Origin of the sequence: Hymenobacter sp. YIM 151858-1 (genome assembly GCF_025979705.1) — a bacterium.
GTDB lineage: Bacteria > Bacteroidota > Bacteroidia > Cytophagales > Hymenobacteraceae > Solirubrum.
The window spans coordinates 2,745,433-2,761,383 of sequence record NZ_CP110136.1 but is presented as its reverse complement, the minus strand read 5'-3'; the positions used below and the strand labels follow the sequence as shown (position 1 = coordinate 2,761,383).

Annotated in this window: 10 protein-coding genes and 3 tRNA genes; 6 read left to right on the top strand and 7 right to left on the bottom strand. The window is 61.7% G+C overall.

Annotated elements, in window-relative coordinates; genetic code table 11:
- Positions 1 to 22 precede the first annotated feature (22 nt).
- Together OIS50_RS12220 and OIS50_RS12215 are read right to left on the bottom strand one after the other, a co-directional pair.
- Entirely contained in the window at positions 23 to 2,689 is a 2,667-nt protein-coding gene (locus tag OIS50_RS12220) for a T9SS-dependent M36 family metallopeptidase (protein WP_264690918.1), read from the bottom strand.
- A gap of 136 nt (positions 2,690 to 2,825) precedes the next feature.
- A complete protein-coding gene (locus OIS50_RS12215) occupies positions 2,826 to 3,368 on the bottom strand; it encodes an RNA methyltransferase (RefSeq protein WP_264690917.1) in 543 nt (180 codons plus the stop codon).
- 186 nt (positions 3,369 to 3,554) lie between these two features.
- Between OIS50_RS12215 and mutS the strand changes: the two genes are divergently transcribed.
- The 5 genes from mutS (at position 3,555) to OIS50_RS12190 (ending at position 10,330) form a co-directional block, all read left to right on the top strand.
- Complete coding sequence (gene mutS, locus OIS50_RS12210; RefSeq protein ID WP_264690916.1) at positions 3,555 to 6,272, top strand: DNA mismatch repair protein MutS; 2,718 nt, start codon at positions 3,555 to 3,557, stop codon at positions 6,270 to 6,272.
- A 286-nt stretch (positions 6,273 to 6,558) separates the two neighbouring features.
- Positions 6,559 to 6,631 (top strand) — tRNA-Gly (locus tag OIS50_RS12205).
- A 150-nt stretch (positions 6,632 to 6,781) separates the two neighbouring features.
- Positions 6,782 to 6,854: transfer RNA gene (locus tag OIS50_RS12200), tRNA-Gly, on the top strand.
- Positions 6,855 to 6,916: 62 nt separating this feature from the next.
- Positions 6,917 to 7,000 (top strand) — tRNA-Leu (locus tag OIS50_RS12195).
- Positions 7,001 to 7,342: 342 nt separating this feature from the next.
- Positions 7,343 to 10,330, top strand: a complete 2,988-nt coding sequence (locus OIS50_RS12190) for an ATP-binding protein (RefSeq protein ID WP_264690915.1) — start codon at positions 7,343 to 7,345, stop codon at positions 10,328 to 10,330.
- 75 nt (positions 10,331 to 10,405) lie between these two features.
- On the opposite strand, the gene OIS50_RS12185 is transcribed toward OIS50_RS12190, so the two are convergent.
- The 3 genes from OIS50_RS12185 to xrtX form a co-directional block, all read right to left on the bottom strand.
- Positions 10,406 to 11,140 (bottom strand): LytR/AlgR family response regulator transcription factor, encoded by a 735-nt coding sequence (locus tag OIS50_RS12185; RefSeq protein WP_264690914.1) that lies wholly within the window; start codon positions 11,138 to 11,140, stop codon positions 10,406 to 10,408.
- Between the two features lie 136 nt (positions 11,141 to 11,276).
- Positions 11,277 to 11,777: an XrtX-associated membrane protein gene (locus tag OIS50_RS12180; protein ID WP_264690913.1), complete on the bottom strand. Its 501-nt coding sequence runs from the start codon at positions 11,775 to 11,777 to the stop codon at positions 11,277 to 11,279.
- A complete protein-coding gene (xrtX, locus tag OIS50_RS12175) occupies positions 11,770 to 12,300 on the bottom strand; it encodes an exosortase X (RefSeq protein WP_264690912.1) in 531 nt (176 codons plus the stop codon). Before xrtX ends, OIS50_RS12180 begins: the two co-directional genes overlap by 8 nt.
- A gap of 152 nt (positions 12,301 to 12,452) precedes the next feature.
- Here xrtX and OIS50_RS12170 point away from each other — a divergent pair, with 152 nt between their 5' ends.
- Entirely contained in the window at positions 12,453 to 13,445 is a 993-nt protein-coding gene (locus tag OIS50_RS12170; RefSeq protein ID WP_264690911.1) for an AAA family ATPase, read from the top strand.
- Here the strand turns inward: OIS50_RS12170 and OIS50_RS12165 are convergent.
- Positions 13,442 to 14,704, bottom strand: coding sequence for a lipopolysaccharide biosynthesis protein (locus tag OIS50_RS12165; protein ID WP_264690910.1), 1,263 nt, complete (start codon positions 14,702 to 14,704; stop codon positions 13,442 to 13,444). The two genes, OIS50_RS12170 and OIS50_RS12165, sit on opposite strands and share 4 nt — an antisense overlap.
- Positions 14,701 to 15,894, bottom strand: coding sequence for a glycosyltransferase (locus OIS50_RS12160; protein ID WP_264690909.1), 1,194 nt, complete (start codon positions 15,892 to 15,894; stop codon positions 14,701 to 14,703). The genes OIS50_RS12165 and OIS50_RS12160 overlap by 4 nt, the downstream gene beginning before the upstream one ends.
- Positions 15,895 to 15,951: the final 57 nt, after the last annotated feature.

The window sequence follows — 15,951 nt, the reverse complement described above, 5'->3', positions numbered from 1 at the left end:
GGGTAACAATTTGCGGTGGCTATTAGTGGCGTACCACCAACTTATGCGTAGCCGTGCCGTTGGAGCCCGTCAGGCGAATGACGTACATGCCCGCGGGCAGGTTGGCTGTGCTCAGCTTCACGCCTTCGCGCTGCAGCAACGAAGCCGCTTCGGTGCTGCGCTGCACCACCTGGCCTAGGTGGTTGAGCAACTCAACGGCTACCGGCTGCTGGCTGGCGGCCATCATGCGTACGGTAACCTCGTGGTTGGCCGGGTTGGGGAACACAGCCAGGTCATCGGTCGAGAACTTCGGGCGGTTCGAGAGAACGGCGGCGGGCAGTGTAAAGCCGGCTTTGCCGTCGGTTGTATTGTTGCTCGAGCCCTGCGAGGCGTCGGCACCCATGCCACGACGGGCAAATACGCGCCAGATCAGGGCAGCGTTGGCGGCTTTGTTGTTTACCGAGTCGGCTTTCAGAATGCCGTCGCGGCCCGAGATAAAGCCCGGCGAGCAACCCTGATACTTCATGCCGTCGATTACAAGCTTCAGGGCAATGTTGTTGCCGCCGGTAGCGGCGTACAGGTCGCTGTTGTAGCCGTACTTCTCAATCAGTGCCCAGTTCAAATCCCACAGCGCGGTGCACCAAACGGTGCCTATGCTGTGCGCGGCGTTGTAATTCGGCGTGCCTACGTTGGCGTAGGTAAGCTCGTTTACGGCCATGTTGGTGGTGTAGGGCCGGTTGCGGATGCCTATACCGTTTGCGGGCTGGCCGTCGGCAAAGGTGCCGATGCCGCGGGGCGTGTCGCCTTTGTCGCCGGGCTTGGTCGTCATCCAGAGGCCGAAGAAGTCGCTCCAGCCCTCACCCATTTGCTCGGCGTTGCTGAGGCAGCCTGCACCTACGCCGGTAAGGCGGTTGCTGATGCCGTGGCCGTACTCGTGGGCAATGATGCCGTTGTCGAAGCTGCCGTCGCGGTCGAAGGCCGAGGCGCTTACGTTTACCTCGCCGGCGCGCAGGGCGCTAATCAGTTTCTCGCCGTTGGTGCGCGAAATGAACAGCGTTGGAATGCGGATGTTGTTAGTGTCGGGGGCGGTGCCGCCAAACGTTAGCAGCGGGCCGTTCGCCACGGTATCCATCACGATAACCATGCGGGCACCGGCGGCCACGGCCCGCTGAATTTTGGGTACGAAGTTGCAGTTGCCGCGCTTGATAAAGGCCACGTTGTCCTTCACGTTCGCGGCGTTGGGCAGCGGGTCGGCGCAGCCGTCGCCAGCGTACACCAGCTTGCCGCTTACACCGGGGCCAAACTGGCTTAGGCGGCGGCCGAAAGTGGTGCCCGAAAAGTTATCGATGGTGATGGGCGCGCCGCTGGCTGGCGTGGCCACGATGCTACGCTCGCCCGAGTCCCACAGGTACATCTGCATGCGCGGCTGAAAGCCCTCGCCCGGCGTGGCCATGTTGGCGTTGTTGATGCCGTTGCCATCCAGGGCTTCGGCCTGCACAAAATCGTTGCCGCGGCCCGAGCCCGAGTAGTTAAATGCCTGGAAGTTGCGTGCTGCTTCGGTGAAGCCGTGTCGGTCCATCACGTCGTGCACCAAGTTGTTCCAGTAGAACAAGTTGGTAATAGCTGCGTCCTGGTTCACGTTGGCCGCCACGCGGTTCTGCACCGGGAAATCGAACACCAGTTGGGCGCCGCCATCGGGCGAGTAGCCGGCCGTGTAGTTGTTGGTGGTAGCGCCCACGTTGCGGTTACCGCGGTCTTCGTAGGCGTGCACGTTGTTGCCACGCGTGATGGTGTACTCGGCGCCGGCCTGGCCATTGGTGTCGTGCCAGCCAAAGGGCGAGGCCACGGCATTGGCTGGGTTGGTGACCACTTGGCGGTTTCCATGCAGCGGGCTCTCCACGGTAAGCGGCCACACGTTGTAGCTGTTGGTAGCGCTGGTGCGCTGGCCCACCGGCGGGGTTTGTGTATCGGCCGCGCCAAACTGCGCAGGCGTAGCTGCCGAAAGCGCATTGCGCTGTTGGGCCAGCGCCGCAAACGAGGCTTCTTCGCGCACCACAAAATCGGTGCGGTCAATGAGTTGGCCGGTAGTAGCATCGATGCGCGCATCCCAGTAGTGCTGGGCGTCGAGCGGGTACAGGGTTACGTTCCAAGTCAGCACCAGCTCGCCGCTGGGCTGGCGGAAGTACATCAGCTTAACCGGAATTTTCTCCAGCGAAATACCGCCCTCCGAAAACATCATGCCTTCGGTGGCCGATCCTTCTTTTACAACGCGCAAACCCTGCGGAGCTGGCATTTGCAGCGCACGTGCAGCGGCTGCTACTGCCTGCTCGGGCGAAAGCCCGGCGGTGGCTGCTTTGGCGTGCGATGCTGCATCAGAAACAAATGCGTTGTGCGAGGCGACAACCTTGCCGCTGCGGTCGAAGTGCACCTCAATAACAGCCCCGTAAATTTCCACGCCTTGATGACGTTGGCGCAGGTACAAATGGGTAGCTCCGTTATCAGCGTCGGTGTATTCCGATGGAACGGCCGGATTGCGCAGATCAGCTTCGGTCAATCCAAGTTTGGCCCGACGGGAGTTAAGGTACTCAAGCCCGCGGTTAACAGCCGAGGTCTTGGCTTGGGTTTGCTGCTGAGCCAAGCCTAAAGTAGGCAAGGCCAGAAAGGCCGCGAGCGTAAACACACGTCCGTAATGCGTAAAAGTGTTTGTCATGCAAAAAGGAAATGGAGCAGTAGGTTAAAGCCGCTGACAGTGCGGTTAGTGCCCGTTAAAAATACGGATAAGTAGCAATAAACACGAGTAAATGTTCAAAATCTAAGTCTTTTGAAACGCTTTATTTGAAGACTTATCAGCTTGAAACAGTCAGGCCCCATTTCGAAAGCACATCCCACACCAGCACGCCTACCGTTACCGATACATTAAGCGAGTGTTTGGTGCCGAATTGGGGTATTTCCACCGCCGCGTCGCAGTGTTTCAGCACCTCATCATCAACCCCGAACACCTCATTGCCGAACACCAGGGCCAGCGGTTTATCAGGTGCTGGCTGAAACTGCGGCAGCGGCACCGAGCCGGTGGTTTGCTCCACGGCCACCACCTGCCAGCCTTCCTGGCGCAGGCGCTCCACCAAAGCGGGCACGTCGGGCGCATGCTCCCACGGCACCGACTCCGTCGAGCCTAGGGCGGTTTTGGTAATCTCGCGGTGCGGGGGCTGGCCGGTAATGCCGCCAAGCCACAGTTTGCTCACGGCAAAGGCGTCGCAGGTGCGGAACGCGGCGCCCACGTTGTGCAGGCTACGAACGTTGTCGAGCACCACGCAGAGCGGGAATTTCTCCGTATTTTTGAAATCCTCGACCGTGAGCCGATTCAGTTCGTGAATGGTTAGTTTGCGCATGTAAGGGGTGAAACGAAGGCTTGCGTAGCAGTTAGAACGATACTGCCCGGCGGCAGTGTTCAGACGAAGGTGCAAGCTAAAGCTTGCGCCCCGAATGGGCCCGTGCTGCTCCGCGCCGAACGATTGCAAACCCCACCCTGAGCTGGCGCCACAACGTGGCTTTTACCCGACGATAGACGCGCACGTATGCGTAAACCTGCCCCCGGCGCACCGGCCCCCGTGGTCGATACGCCCCTGATGAAGCAATACTACGCCCTGAAGCAGCAGCACCCCGGCGCGCTGCTGCTCTTCCGCGTAGGCGACTTCTACGAAACCTTTGGCGAGGACGCGGTTACCAGCGCCCGCATTCTGGATATCACGCTTACCAAGCGCGGCGCGGGCACTTCTTCGGAAGTTGCTCTGGCCGGCTTCCCGCACCACGCCATCGATACCTACCTGCCCAAGCTCGTGCGGGCCGGGCAGCGCGTGGCCATCTGCGACCAGCTCGAAGACCCCAAGCAGGCCAAAGGCCTCGTGAAGCGCGGCATTACCGAGCTCGTAACGCCCGGCGTAAGCCTGCACGACAACGTGCTGGAGCGCCGCGCCAACAACTACCTGGCGGCCGTGCACTTCGGCAAAAGCAACCAGGCCGGCATCGCCTTCCTCGACATCAGCACCGGCGAGTTCCTGGTGGCTCAGGGCGATGCCGCTTACCTAGGCAAGCTGCTGCAGAATTTTGCGCCGGCCGAGGTGCTGCACTGCAAAAACCAGCGCCAGCACTTCGAAACGAACTTCGGGCCCGACCTCTGCACCTACGCCCTCGACGAGTGGGTTTTCGGGTTCGACTACGCCCACGATTCGCTGACGCGCCATTTCCGCACCACCTCGCTCAAGGGCTACGGCATCGATACGCTGCAGGAAGGCATTGTGGCCGCCGGCTGCATCATGCACTACCTGGCCGAAACCAAGCACACCGACATCGGGCACATCAACGGCATCGGGCGCCTGGAGGAGGACAAATACGTGTGGCTCGACCGCTTTACGGTGCGCAACCTCGAGCTGCTTTCGGCCCAGCACCTAGGGGGCGTGCCCCTCATCGAGGTGCTCGATCAGACGCTGACTCCGATGGGCGCCCGCCTGCTGCGCAAGTGGGTGGTGCTGCCGCTGAAAGAGCCGGCCCAAATTCAGCGCCGCCTTGATACCGTGCAGACCCTGCACGAGCAGCCTGAGCTGCTCGAGGCCATCCGCGACCAGCTGCGCCAGATAAACGACCTGGAGCGCCTGATTTCCAAGGTGGCCGTACGCCGCGTGAACCCCCGCGAGCTGCTGCAGCTGAGCCGCGCTTTGGAGGCCCTAGGTCCGGTGCGCGAGCTGCTGCAAGCCAGCGGCGTGCGCGCCCTGCAAAAGCTCTCCGACCAGCTAAACCCCTGCGACGGGCTGCGCAGCGAGATTCAGGCCAAGCTGCGGCCCGATGGCCCGGTGCTCACCAACCAAGGCAACATCATTCAGGACGGCGTCGACAAAGAGCTCGACGAGCTGCGCGCCATTGCCTACACCGGCAAAGATTACCTGCTGCAGCTGCAGCAGCGCGAGCAGCGCAACACCGGCATCGGCTCGCTGAAAGTGGCTTACAACAAAGTGTTTGGCTACTACCTCGAGGTGACCAATGCCCACAAAGACAAGGTGCCCTCGTCCTGGATTCGGAAGCAGACCCTGGTAAATGCCGAGCGCTACATCACCGAGGAGCTGAAAACCTACGAGGAGAAGATTTTGCACGCCGAGGAGCGCCTGTTCGTGATTGAGCAGCGCATTTACGACGAGCTGGTGCTGACGGCGGGCGAGTACATCACCCAAATTCAGCAGAACGCCCGCACCGTGGCCGTGCTCGATTGCCTAGGTTCGTTTGCCGCCACGGCCCGGCAGCACCGCTACGTGCGCCCCGTCGTCGACGATTCGGCCGTGCTCGACATCCGCCAGGGCCGCCACCCGGTTATCGAGCGGCAGCTGCCCCCCGGCGAGCAGTACATCCCCAACGACATCCGGCTCGACCGCGACGAGCAGCAAATCATCGTGATTACCGGCCCCAATATGGCCGGTAAATCGGCCTTGCTGCGCCAGACCGCGCTTATCGTGCTGCTGGCCCAAATTGGCTCCTTCGTGCCCGCCACCGCCGCGCACGTGGGCGTCATCGACAAGGTGTTTACCCGCGTAGGCGCTTCGGACAACCTCTCGAAAGGGGAGAGCACCTTTATGGTGGAGATGACCGAAACAGCCTCCATCCTGAACAATCTCTCCGACCGTTCTCTGGTGCTGATGGACGAAATTGGCCGCGGCACCAGCACCTACGACGGCATCAGCATTGCCTGGGCCATTGTGGAGCACCTGCACAACCATCCCAAAGCCCGCGGCAAAACGTTGTTTGCCACCCACTACCACGAGCTCAACCAGCTGGCCGAGCAGTGCGAGCGGGTGCGCAACTACAACGTGGCCGTGAAAGAGGCCGACGGCCGCATCCTGTTCCTGCGCAAGCTGCAGGAGGGCGGCTCCGAGCACTCCTTCGGTATTCACGTGGCCCGCATGGCCGGCATGCCGCCCGCCGTAGTGCTGCGCGCCAACGAAATCATGCACCACCTGGAGCAGGAGCGCGCCCAGGTTGCCACCGACGAGCCCGCCGATGAGCTAGCGCCCGTGGAGGCCGAGGTAACCGTGGCCCTAAATGGGCACGCCGTGCGCCAGCCCCAGGCCCGCCCTTCGGCCGCGGTGGCTACTGCACCTAGGCCCACGCTGCAGCTCAGCATGTTCGAGCCCGCCGACCCGGCTCTCGAGCGCGTGCGCGAGCTGTTGCAGCACCTCGATGTGAACACGCTCACGCCCATTGAAGCGTTGCTGAAGCTAAACGAGCTGAAGTTGGTGCTCAACCGTTGAGTGCCAAAGCAAGCCAGGTGATGAAACAGTAAGGCCTGCTCTGGTAGCACCCGACGGGCTTTGCTTTTGCTGCTCGATGCGCTAATTGTTGGCTTTTAAGAACCTGTTTATACTGGCTTTGCTCCTTCCTAAGCGCAGGCTCGCCTTGGGGTATTAGTAAAAAAAAGTGCCTCATAATGAGGGATAAAAGGCTTTTGCTCTGATTTTTTAGGCTTCAACGCTTGACTTCCTGAAATCACGCTTTACCTTTGCATCATCAAAACGCCACTACGGCGGTTGACCTCAAGCGAGAGTAGCTCAGTTGGTAGAGCGCGACCTTGCCAAGGTCGAGGTCGCGAGTTCGAACCTCGTCTCCCGCTCAAAAGAGGATGTTGCTTCGGTAGCCTCCTCTTTTTTGTTTTAATGGAGAGCAAGCCTATCTGTATAGATTTTTTGCTTCGCTCTTGACAACAAGAAAAGTCTTGTTGTACCTTTGCATCATCAAACGCCACTACGGCGGTTGACCTCAAGCGAGAGTAGCTCAGTTGGTAGAGCGCGACCTTGCCAAGGTCGAGGTCGCGAGTTCGAACCTCGTCTCCCGCTCAAAAAAGGACGTTGCGCACAGGCAGCGTCCTTTTTTACTTTTGTGCAGGTTCGCTGCACTTGCCGGAGTGGTGGAACTGGTAGACACGAGGGACTTAAAATCCCTTTTCCGCAAGGAAGTACGGGTTCGATTCCCGTCTCTGGTACAATTAAGCCCGTTGGTCATAGGCCAACGGGCTTTTTTATTTGCCAGAATACCCGTCGAATCCTACTGTGTCCGGTAAGGAGCTACGTAGTAGCGAATTCATAATGATGGTGCCAGACACCGTTTAATGCATTCAGCGAGAAAAAGCTGCTGTTTGCAGAGCAATTACACGCGTTCGGCAAGCATCGGAGCAAATTGCTCTTATTACGTGTTGCTTGCGCTTTGCCAATCCTACGCCTGCACCGCAGAGATGAACTCCTCCGATAACCAAACAGATTCAGTACGAAAACCGGATACCGATTTGCAGGAGGCGTTGACGCTTGCCCAAGCCCGCATTCGTGAATTGGAGCTACGAGCACGGATACCCGATCAAAACCCGAACCCCATTCTGCAAGTAGACGCCGCCGGGCAGTTTCTGTACAGCAACCCGGCCGGCTGGAAGCTCTGGAACTCGCTTACTATCGACGAAAAGCGCTACGTGAGTGGACGCCTGCGCGAAATGACGCGGGAGGTGCTTCGGGAACAGCAACTCGTGCAGCAGGAGGTAGAGGCCCTAGGTCGGCAATACACGCTGCACGGCTCGCCGGTGCAGCCGGAGGGCTACGTAAACCTCTATTTTATTGATGTAACCGAGCGCCGCCGCGCCGAGCAGCAATTGGCGCAGGAGCAGCGTTTTTACAGCAATATCCTCGACGAGCTGCCCGTGGAGGTAGTGACGCTGGATGCTGACCGGCGCTACATTTACGCCAACCCGCAGGCCGTGCCCAGCGCCGAAGCCCGGCAATGGCTGATTGGCCGAACGGTAAAGGAATACTGCGAGCAGTTTGGCTACCCCATCGAGCTGGCCGAGCACCGGCACCGCATGTTCGATAGAGCCGTGGCCGAGCGCGAAGTGGTGGTGTGGGAAGACCAGACCCCGACCGAAAACGGCCGCACCTTTCACAACCGGTTTTTCAAGGCCATTGCGCACCCCGATGGCGCGTTCTACATGATGCTGGGCTTTGGGCTCGACAATACCGCCCAGCGCGAGGCCGAGCTGCAACTGGCGCAGCAGCGCGAGTTTTACGAGTCGATCCTCAGGCATTTGCCTGCCGATGTAGCCGTGCTCGACGCTGAGCATCGCTACATGTTTGCCAACCCCGGGGCTATCAAAAACCCGGAGGTGCGCCGCTGGATAATAGGCAAAACCGATTTCGATTACTGCGCTTACCGCGGCCGCCCCGAGCAGGTAGCGGCGAGCCGCTGGCAGCTATTCGAGCAGGCCAAAGCCACCGGCGAGCGGGTGGCCTTTGAGGAGCAGCTGGTGAAGCCCAACGGGCAACTGGAGTATGCCCAGCGGCACTACCAGCCCGTGTACGACCACAGCGGGCAGCTGCAGATGATGATCGGATACGGGAGCGACACTACCGAGCAGCGGGTAGCCGAGGAAAAATTGCGCCTGAGCGAGGCCGAGCTCCGCGAGCAGCAGGCTTTTGTGCAACAGGTGCTCGACACCTCTCCGAGCCTGATTTACGTGCGCAGCGCCGACGGCAACGTGCAGTTCAGCAACCGGGCCATGCGCCAACTCACCGAAAGCTCGCAGGATCGGCTGGCGCTTACCCAGGACCCCACCACGGTGCAGGCGCAGGAGCAGGCGCACTACGCCGCTGCCGACCAGTACGTGCTGCAAACCGGCGAAGAGCTGATGCGCGAAGACTCGTTTACCTTGCCCTCGGGCGAGGTACGCTGGTTTCAGACCATAAAGCGCCCGCTGCTGCGCCCCGACGGCAGTGTGCAGGTTTTGGGCGTAAGCACCGACATTACCGACCTGAAGCGCGCCACGGAAGCCGCCCATGCTGCGGCGCGCGCCCGCGAGAACTTCCTGGCCAATATGAGCCACGAAATACGTACCCCCCTGAACGGAGTGCTGGGCTACGCCAACCTGCTGGCCAAAACCCAGCTGGACGCTCAGCAAACCGAGCAGCTGAACGTGATTCGCAAATCGGGGCAGCACTTGCTGGCGTTGGTAAACGACGTGCTCGACATGGCGAAAATCACCTCGGGCAAGATGGAGTTCGAGCAAACGCCCTTTAACCTCTGCGACTCGATGGGCGGGGCCGTGCAGGGCCTGGCGCTGCAAGCGGCTCAGAAAGGCCTCACGTTTCTGGCGCAGCCGCTCAGGCTTACCTGCCCGTACCCTTGGGTTATCGGCGACCCGCACCGCCTCAACCAGATTCTGATCAACTTGGTGGCCAACGCGGTAAAGTTTACGCAGCGCGGGAGCGTGTCGGTGGCGGGGCGCCTGCTCACGGAAACCGACGAAACCCTTACCGTCGAGTTCAGCGTGAGCGACACCGGCCCTGGCATTCCGCCCGACCGCCTGGAGCGCATTTTTGAGGACTTTACCCAGGCCTATGCCGATACCACCCGCAACTTCGGCGGCACGGGCCTAGGTCTGAGCATCAGCCGGGCGCTGGTGGAGCAGCTGGGCGGCACCATGCGCGTAGAAAGCGAAATGGGGCGCGGCAGCACGTTTGCGTTTACGGTAACGCTGCCCAAAACCCGCATGGTTACGCCGCCGGTTGCCGAGCCGGCCGCGCCAGCCGCAACCACGGCTTTAGCAGGCAAGCGGGTGCTGCTGGTGGAGGACAACGAAATCAACCGCAACATTGCGCGCATGCTGCTGGAAGAGTGGAACGTGGTGGTTGACGAAGCCGCCGACGGGTTTGAGGCGCTGGCGTTGTTCGAGCAAAACCGCTACGACGCGGTGCTGATGGACATTCAGATGCCCGGCATGAACGGCATGGAGGCCACGGCGGCCATCAGGGCCAATGCCGACGCCGCCAAGGCCCAGGTGCCGGTGCTGGCGCTTACGGCCAACGCCTTCCGCTCGGATAACGAGCGGTACCTGGCGGCCGGCATGAACGATACGCTGGCCAAACCCTTCGACGAAGCCGAGCTGTATCAGAAGCTGGAGACGCTGGTTAAGCGCCCCCAACGCAGCTACGACCTCACGCGCCTCCGCGAGATGGCGCGCGGCAAGGAGACCTTCGTGCACCGCATCATTCAGTCGTTTCTGGAAAACATGCCCGGGAGCGTGGCTCAGATTGAAGCTGCCGCTGCGGCTGCCGACTGGGTGGCCGTGGCCGGGCTGGTGCACCACATCAAGCCGTCGTTGTCGTCGTTGGGCGTGCAGCAGGTCGACGAGGCCGTGCGCCTGCTCGAAGCCGCGCGCCACACCACGCTGCTCAGCGCCCACGATCAGAAAACCTACCACGATGCCGTGCAGCATTTGGTAGCCGTGGTAGCGCGGGTGCTGAGCGAACTGCCCGCCGAGCTACCCGCCGCCTAGGTGGTAATGGGTGCGAAACAGCCGGGGCGGGCCGAATTACACTTCGGCCCGCCCCGGCTGTTTTGTTTCATCAGGTTAAAGGCTGCGTAGCCGCTCGTAGAACTCCTCCTGGTAGGATTTGCCGACGGGCACCTCGTGGTTGCCCAGCTGCAGCATGTTGTCCTGCACCGACTCCACGCGCTGCATATTCACCATGTAGGAGCGGTGCACGCGCATAAAGTGCGAGAAGGGTAGCCGCTCTTCCAGCGCCTTCAGGGTGATGTACACGATGTGCTTTTGCTTGGGCGTAACCAGCACCGAGTACGTCGACATGGCCTCGATAAACAGCACGTCGTTGAAGTCGAGGCGCAGCAGCTTGTTGTTCGTTTTTACGAACAGCGTCGAGTCGTTGGCTTCTACGTTCGAGGGCGTGGCGGCGGCCGCGGCGGCCGTTTGCTGCTGCTCCACGGCGCGGTTGATGGCTTTGCTGAAGCGGCTGTACTCCACGGGCTTCACCAGGTAATCGAGTACCTGCAGCTCAAACGCATCGACGGCGAAGTTGGCGTGGCTGGTTACGAGTATCACCTGGGGTTGCGGCTCGGGCAGCACGCGTACCAGATCGAGGCCGCTGAGCTGGGGCATTTCGATGTCGAGCAACAACAAATCAACTTGCGCGCCTGCCCGCAGCAGGTTGAGGGCCTGCACCGCATCGGGCAACGAAGCAACCAGCTCCAGCGACTCCGTCATTTCGACAAAGTGCTCGAGGGTGAGGCGGTTGATTTCGTTATCGTCGATGATCAGGCAACGAAGACGAGTAGACGGGTTGGGCATCGGCAAAGCGGCAGTGGAGAAACAGAAGAATTGCTAAAATAAGCACCTTGCCCGTAACTACGTCGGATGCTGCCCGGTGTTTTGTACCCGAAGGCAGGCCCGTGCGGCTGCCCGGCACCAATGCCCGCCGCGGTACCTAGGCGCGTTGCCTGCCAGCGGGGTACAGCCAGTGCATGAGCGGGGTTAGCACGATAACGGGCAGCGGGTTTAGCGTGAGGTCGATAATGGGGCGCCCCAGGGCGAAGGCCGGGCTGGTGCTGCCTGCCGCCTTGCCCACCAGCACCAGCACGATGCTCAGCAAAAACAACCCGCCGTAGATGCCCGCGCCAACCCGCCAGGTGCGCGCCGGCGTGAGTACCAGCAGCAGCAGCAAACAAGTGAAGCTGTAGCCTGCACCGTACGTAAACTTGGCCGGCAGGCTGGTAAAGCCCGGCAATGCGTACGCCGGGTTTGGCTGCTCGCGCCAGAACCCGCTCTGCAGACCTAGGGTTTCGGCTGCCGAGGCCCAGAACCTGGCCAAGGCCGTTATGGCCACGGCATCGTGGGTGCCGGCCCAAAAAAGCACCGCCGCCAACACCAGCGCCAGCCCCACGCGCAGCAGCCTTGGCAGGGCACCTAGGGCCGCAGGGTTACGCATGGCTGGGCACCTGCGGCGAGGCAAAACGGCGTACCCAGAGCATCCAGAGCAGGAAAATGCAGCCGTACACCACAAACGTGAAGGTGTAGTGGTGGTTGAAATCGACGGTGCCGCGCGAATACAAATGGTTGAGCGTAAGGGCTCCTACCCGCACAATGTTGAGCCCGTAAATGGCCAGTATACCAAGGGCCATAAACGGCAGCTTGCGCCGCCAGCTGCCCCCCGGAAAAGCCAGGATAAAGCCCACAAACAACGCGTACAGCACCTGGCCATTGCAGGGGTCGCCGACCCACACGGCCGGTTTGCCCGCCACCAGCACCATGCGGCCGGCGGCCGCCGCGGGCACGCTTACCGCCCGCAGCACCGCCGCGCTTACCGAGGCCAGGTTGAGCGACAACGCCTCGTCGAGCTTACCGGCGGGCCTCAGCCACAGCTCGTAGCCGACGTACCACAGCAGGTAAAGCGCCCCGGCCGAAAGCGCAAAGCGCAGGAGCGCCCGGTGGTTGGGAGTACGATCGTGCATAAAGCAAAAGTACGGGGCTTGCCTCGTTGGTCAGCAAAAGGCTGCGCGCGCTGAAATAGCACGGGGGCAATGGTTTCGAGCCATATTTGCGTTGGGCACTGGGGGCTTAGCCACCGCATCGTACTTTTAACCTATCGCTCAGCTGCATTTTCATGTCCGAAAACCTTTCCTCGCCCGCCGACCTCACCCAGCACTACCAGCAGAAGATCCGGCAGGTATTTACCGAAGTAGGCAAAGTGGTGGTGGGGCAGCAGTACATGCTCAACCGGCTGCTGATCGGCCTGTTTACCGGCGGACATATCTTGCTCGAAGGGGTGCCGGGCCTGGCCAAAACGCTCACCATCAGCACGCTGGCGCAGGTGCTGCACCTGCACTTTCAGCGGGTACAGTTCACGCCTGATCTGCTGCCTTCGGATTTGGTGGGCACCATGATTTACAACCAGACGCAGTCGGAGTTTGAGGTGAAGAAGGGTCCCATCTTCGCCAACCTGGTGCTGGCCGACGAGGTAAACCGCTCGCCTGCCAAGGTGCAAAGCGCCCTGCTCGAGGCCATGCAGGAAAAGCAGGTAACCATCGGCGAAACCACGTATCCGCTCGATTTGCCTTTTCTGGTGCTGGCTACGCAAAACCCAGTGGAGCAGGAAGGCACGTACCCCTTGCCTGAGGCGCAGGTCGACCGCTTTATGATGAAGGTGTTTGTGGACTACCTGAAGAAGGCCGAGGAGCTGGAAGTGATGCGCCGCATGGCCAACCTCAGCTACAGCAGCGACGTGCAGGCCGTGCTCACCAAGGAGGATATTTTTGGCATTCGGGGGCTGATCAACCAGGTACAGATTTCGGATACGCTGGAGAAGTACATCATCGAGCTGGTGTTTGCCACGCGCAAACCGGCCGAGTACGACCTAGGCGAATTTGCCCAATACGTGCAGTACGGCGTAAGCCCCCGGGCCAGCATTGCCCTGCACCGCGCGGCGCGCACCGTGGCCTTCTTTGATGAGCGCGACTACGTGTTGCCCGAGGACATCAAAGACGTAGCGGCCGACGTGCTCAACCACCGCATCATGCTCACTTACGAAGCCGAAGCCGACGGCGTACGCACCCAGGATTTGATCGAGGCCATGCTGCGGAAAGTGCCCATCAGCTAGTGGCGCACCCGTTGCAGCAGCAAGGCCACATCGGCGGGGCGGGGCAGCAGCTCGGCGGGGCCGATGCCTGCCGCACGCACAAATTGCCAGGCCAGCCACACCGTGGAGCCTAGGTACGAAACCGTGGCCGCCCAGGCGGCACCCGCCGCGCCGTACTGCGGAACGAAGGCGAAACAGCTCACCAATGTGAGGCCCAACCCCAGCACGGCCGCCAGGTTGTTGGTGCGGTATTGGGCCGTGCCGGCGAAAAAGGCGCTCAGCTGCATGTGCATGCTGAACGCCACAACCCCTAGGGCCAGCGCCCAAATAACGCGTTGGGCGCCCGCGAAGTCGCGGCCGAACACGGCAGCCAACCATTGAGCGGGTACCAAGGCCAGCGCCAGCACGGCCAGGGCGCTCAGCACCACCGCTAACCGCACCGCCCGAACGGTGGCCTGAACAGGCGCGGCATGGTTGGTGCGGTAAACAGTATCGACGTACTGCACCTGCGAAATGCTGCGCGGAATCAGCCACACGGCTTCGGCCAGCGCCACGCCCACCGAGAGTACGCCCACGGCGCCCGTGCCCACCCAGGCCGCCACGAAGTAGAACCCCAGGCGGTAGTTGGCAAACCCCACAATGTTGGAGAAATGCGCGCCGCGGCTGTGCCGGGCCAGCTCGCGCGCTACAAAGCGCCAGCGTTTGCCATGCCCCGCGGGCCGGTCGGGCTGTTGCTGCAGCATTCGGGCGGTAAGTGCCCAAATGGCAGCGTAGGTAAGCACATGGGCGGCGTAGTAGGCCGTGGCGCTGCGCCATTGCAGCATAAAAAAAGCGGCAGTTAGCCCCAGCGCTATACCGGCACTCTGCAGCAGAATAACGAGGTTGTAGAGCCGCTCTTGCCGGCGGCCCAGCAGCAGCTGCAAGTGCACCAGCACGAAGCCTTCAACTAAAGTAGCCACCAACAAGTAAGCCGAATACCCAGGGCTTGGCCGCCGCCACCACCACACGGCTGCCGTGCCCAGCAGGCCAATCAGTGCCGACCAGGCGTAGGCGGGCAGCAGCAGGTGCCACAGGTTGCGCCTAGGTGCCAGGTAAATCAGCGACGAGCCACCCACCAAGCCGGCAAACAGCAGCAGCAGCGTGCGGTCGATGGTGAACAGGCTAACCTGCCCGCGGCCCTCAGCGCCCAGCCAGCGGGCCGTGAGCCACACCAGGCCAAAGTTCAGCAAAGCCGCGCCCAGGCGGGTGCCAAAGGTGAACAGGATGCGCCGCAAGCTCATCGGCCGAGGATGCTTTGGTTAAGCGCCGCAAACTGCCGACCCACTTTAGCCGGGCTGCACCGCTCCACGGCATCGGCACGGAGCACTTCGGCCTGTAGTTGCAGGCGTTGGTGGTACACAGACTTGATGGCGGCACCTAAGGCGGCTTCGTCGTCGGGGGCAATCAGCAAGCCAAAGCGGCCTTCGGGCTGAAACAGCTCGGGCACGCCGCCCACCCGCGTAGCCACCACCGGGCAGCCGCAGGCCCGTGCTTCGAGCAACACGCAACCAAATGTTTCGGCCCGGCTGAAAGAAAGCAGTGCCGCGGCTTGCTGCATTTCGTGGGCCACGGCGGGGTGGGGGAGCTTGCCCAGAAACTGCACCCGGCCAGTAGCCAGCAGCCCTAGGTCGGCGGCCAGGTTTTGCAGGGCTTGAGCATCGGGGCCGTAGCCGGCAATGCGCAGGCGCAGGTGGGGCAATTCGCTTTGCAGCCCCGCCACCACGCGCAGTATGCCCGATATGTTCTTCAGGGCATCGTGAAACGCCGACACCACCAGCAGCGGCGCCAGTGCGGGTTTGGTTGGTGAAGGCCGGAACAGCTCGGTGTCAACCACGTTGGCTATTACGGCCGAGTGCGGGTTGCGGAACCCTAGGTGGCGCATGGCCTCGCGCAGCCCTTCGGATACGGTGTGCAGCGCGGCCGCTTGCTGCACCACCAAGCGCGTAAGCCACCGGCGCACCGGGCCGATGCTGGCCGAACGCGGAGGTAAATACAACGTCCAGTGCTCGGTGACAAGGTACGGAATGCCTTGCCACACTCGCAGCCACCAGGCAAACAGGCCCGTGCGCAACAACACGTGCACGTGCACGAGGTGCGGTTTGGCGCCCCAATGCCGCACCGCCTGCCGGTAGCCGCGCCACACACACACGAAATACAGCAGCAGCTTCAGCGGTTTATCGAGCAATGGCCAGCCGGTTGGCGCGGCGCGGTAGTAGTAGCGCAGCGTAGGCACGGCGGCTTCCCACTCGGGGGCGTACTCTATCAGCTTAGGTAATGGGCCGCGCGCTACGCCTGCAAAAAGCACTACGGCGTTGGCGTGCGGGGCAATGGCGGCCACGTGCCGCGCCACAAAGTCGCCGTCCTGGTCGTCGTACCGGTTGGGGTACCACTTAGGGAGCATAAGCACGCGGGGCAACGGCGACGACGTCATGGGGGCGCAAACGAGGCACGGCACGCCTAGGTGCCAAGTGGCAAGCTACGGCTTTGG

Excerpts from the sequence above, each read along its gene's own strand:
- OIS50_RS12220 (WP_264690918.1), bottom strand. The coding sequence starts at position 2,689 with ATGACAAACACTTTTACGCATTACGGACGTGTGTTTACGCTCGCGGCC.
- OIS50_RS12215 (WP_264690917.1), bottom strand. The coding sequence starts at position 3,368 with ATGCGCAAACTAACCATTCACGAACTGAATCGGCTCACGGTCGAGGAT.
- mutS (WP_264690916.1), top strand. The coding sequence starts at position 3,555 with ATGCGTAAACCTGCCCCCGGCGCACCGGCCCCCGTGGTCGATACGCCC.
- OIS50_RS12185 (WP_264690914.1), bottom strand. The coding sequence starts at position 11,140 with ATGCCCAACCCGTCTACTCGTCTTCGTTGCCTGATCATCGACGATAAC.
- OIS50_RS12180 (WP_264690913.1), bottom strand. The coding sequence starts at position 11,777 with ATGCGTAACCCTGCGGCCCTAGGTGCCCTGCCAAGGCTGCTGCGCGTG.
- xrtX (WP_264690912.1), bottom strand. The coding sequence starts at position 12,300 with ATGCACGATCGTACTCCCAACCACCGGGCGCTCCTGCGCTTTGCGCTT.
- OIS50_RS12170 (WP_264690911.1), top strand. The coding sequence starts at position 12,453 with ATGTCCGAAAACCTTTCCTCGCCCGCCGACCTCACCCAGCACTACCAG.
- OIS50_RS12165 (WP_264690910.1), bottom strand. The coding sequence starts at position 14,704 with ATGAGCTTGCGGCGCATCCTGTTCACCTTTGGCACCCGCCTGGGCGCG.
- OIS50_RS12160 (WP_264690909.1), bottom strand. The coding sequence starts at position 15,894 with ATGACGTCGTCGCCGTTGCCCCGCGTGCTTATGCTCCCTAAGTGGTAC.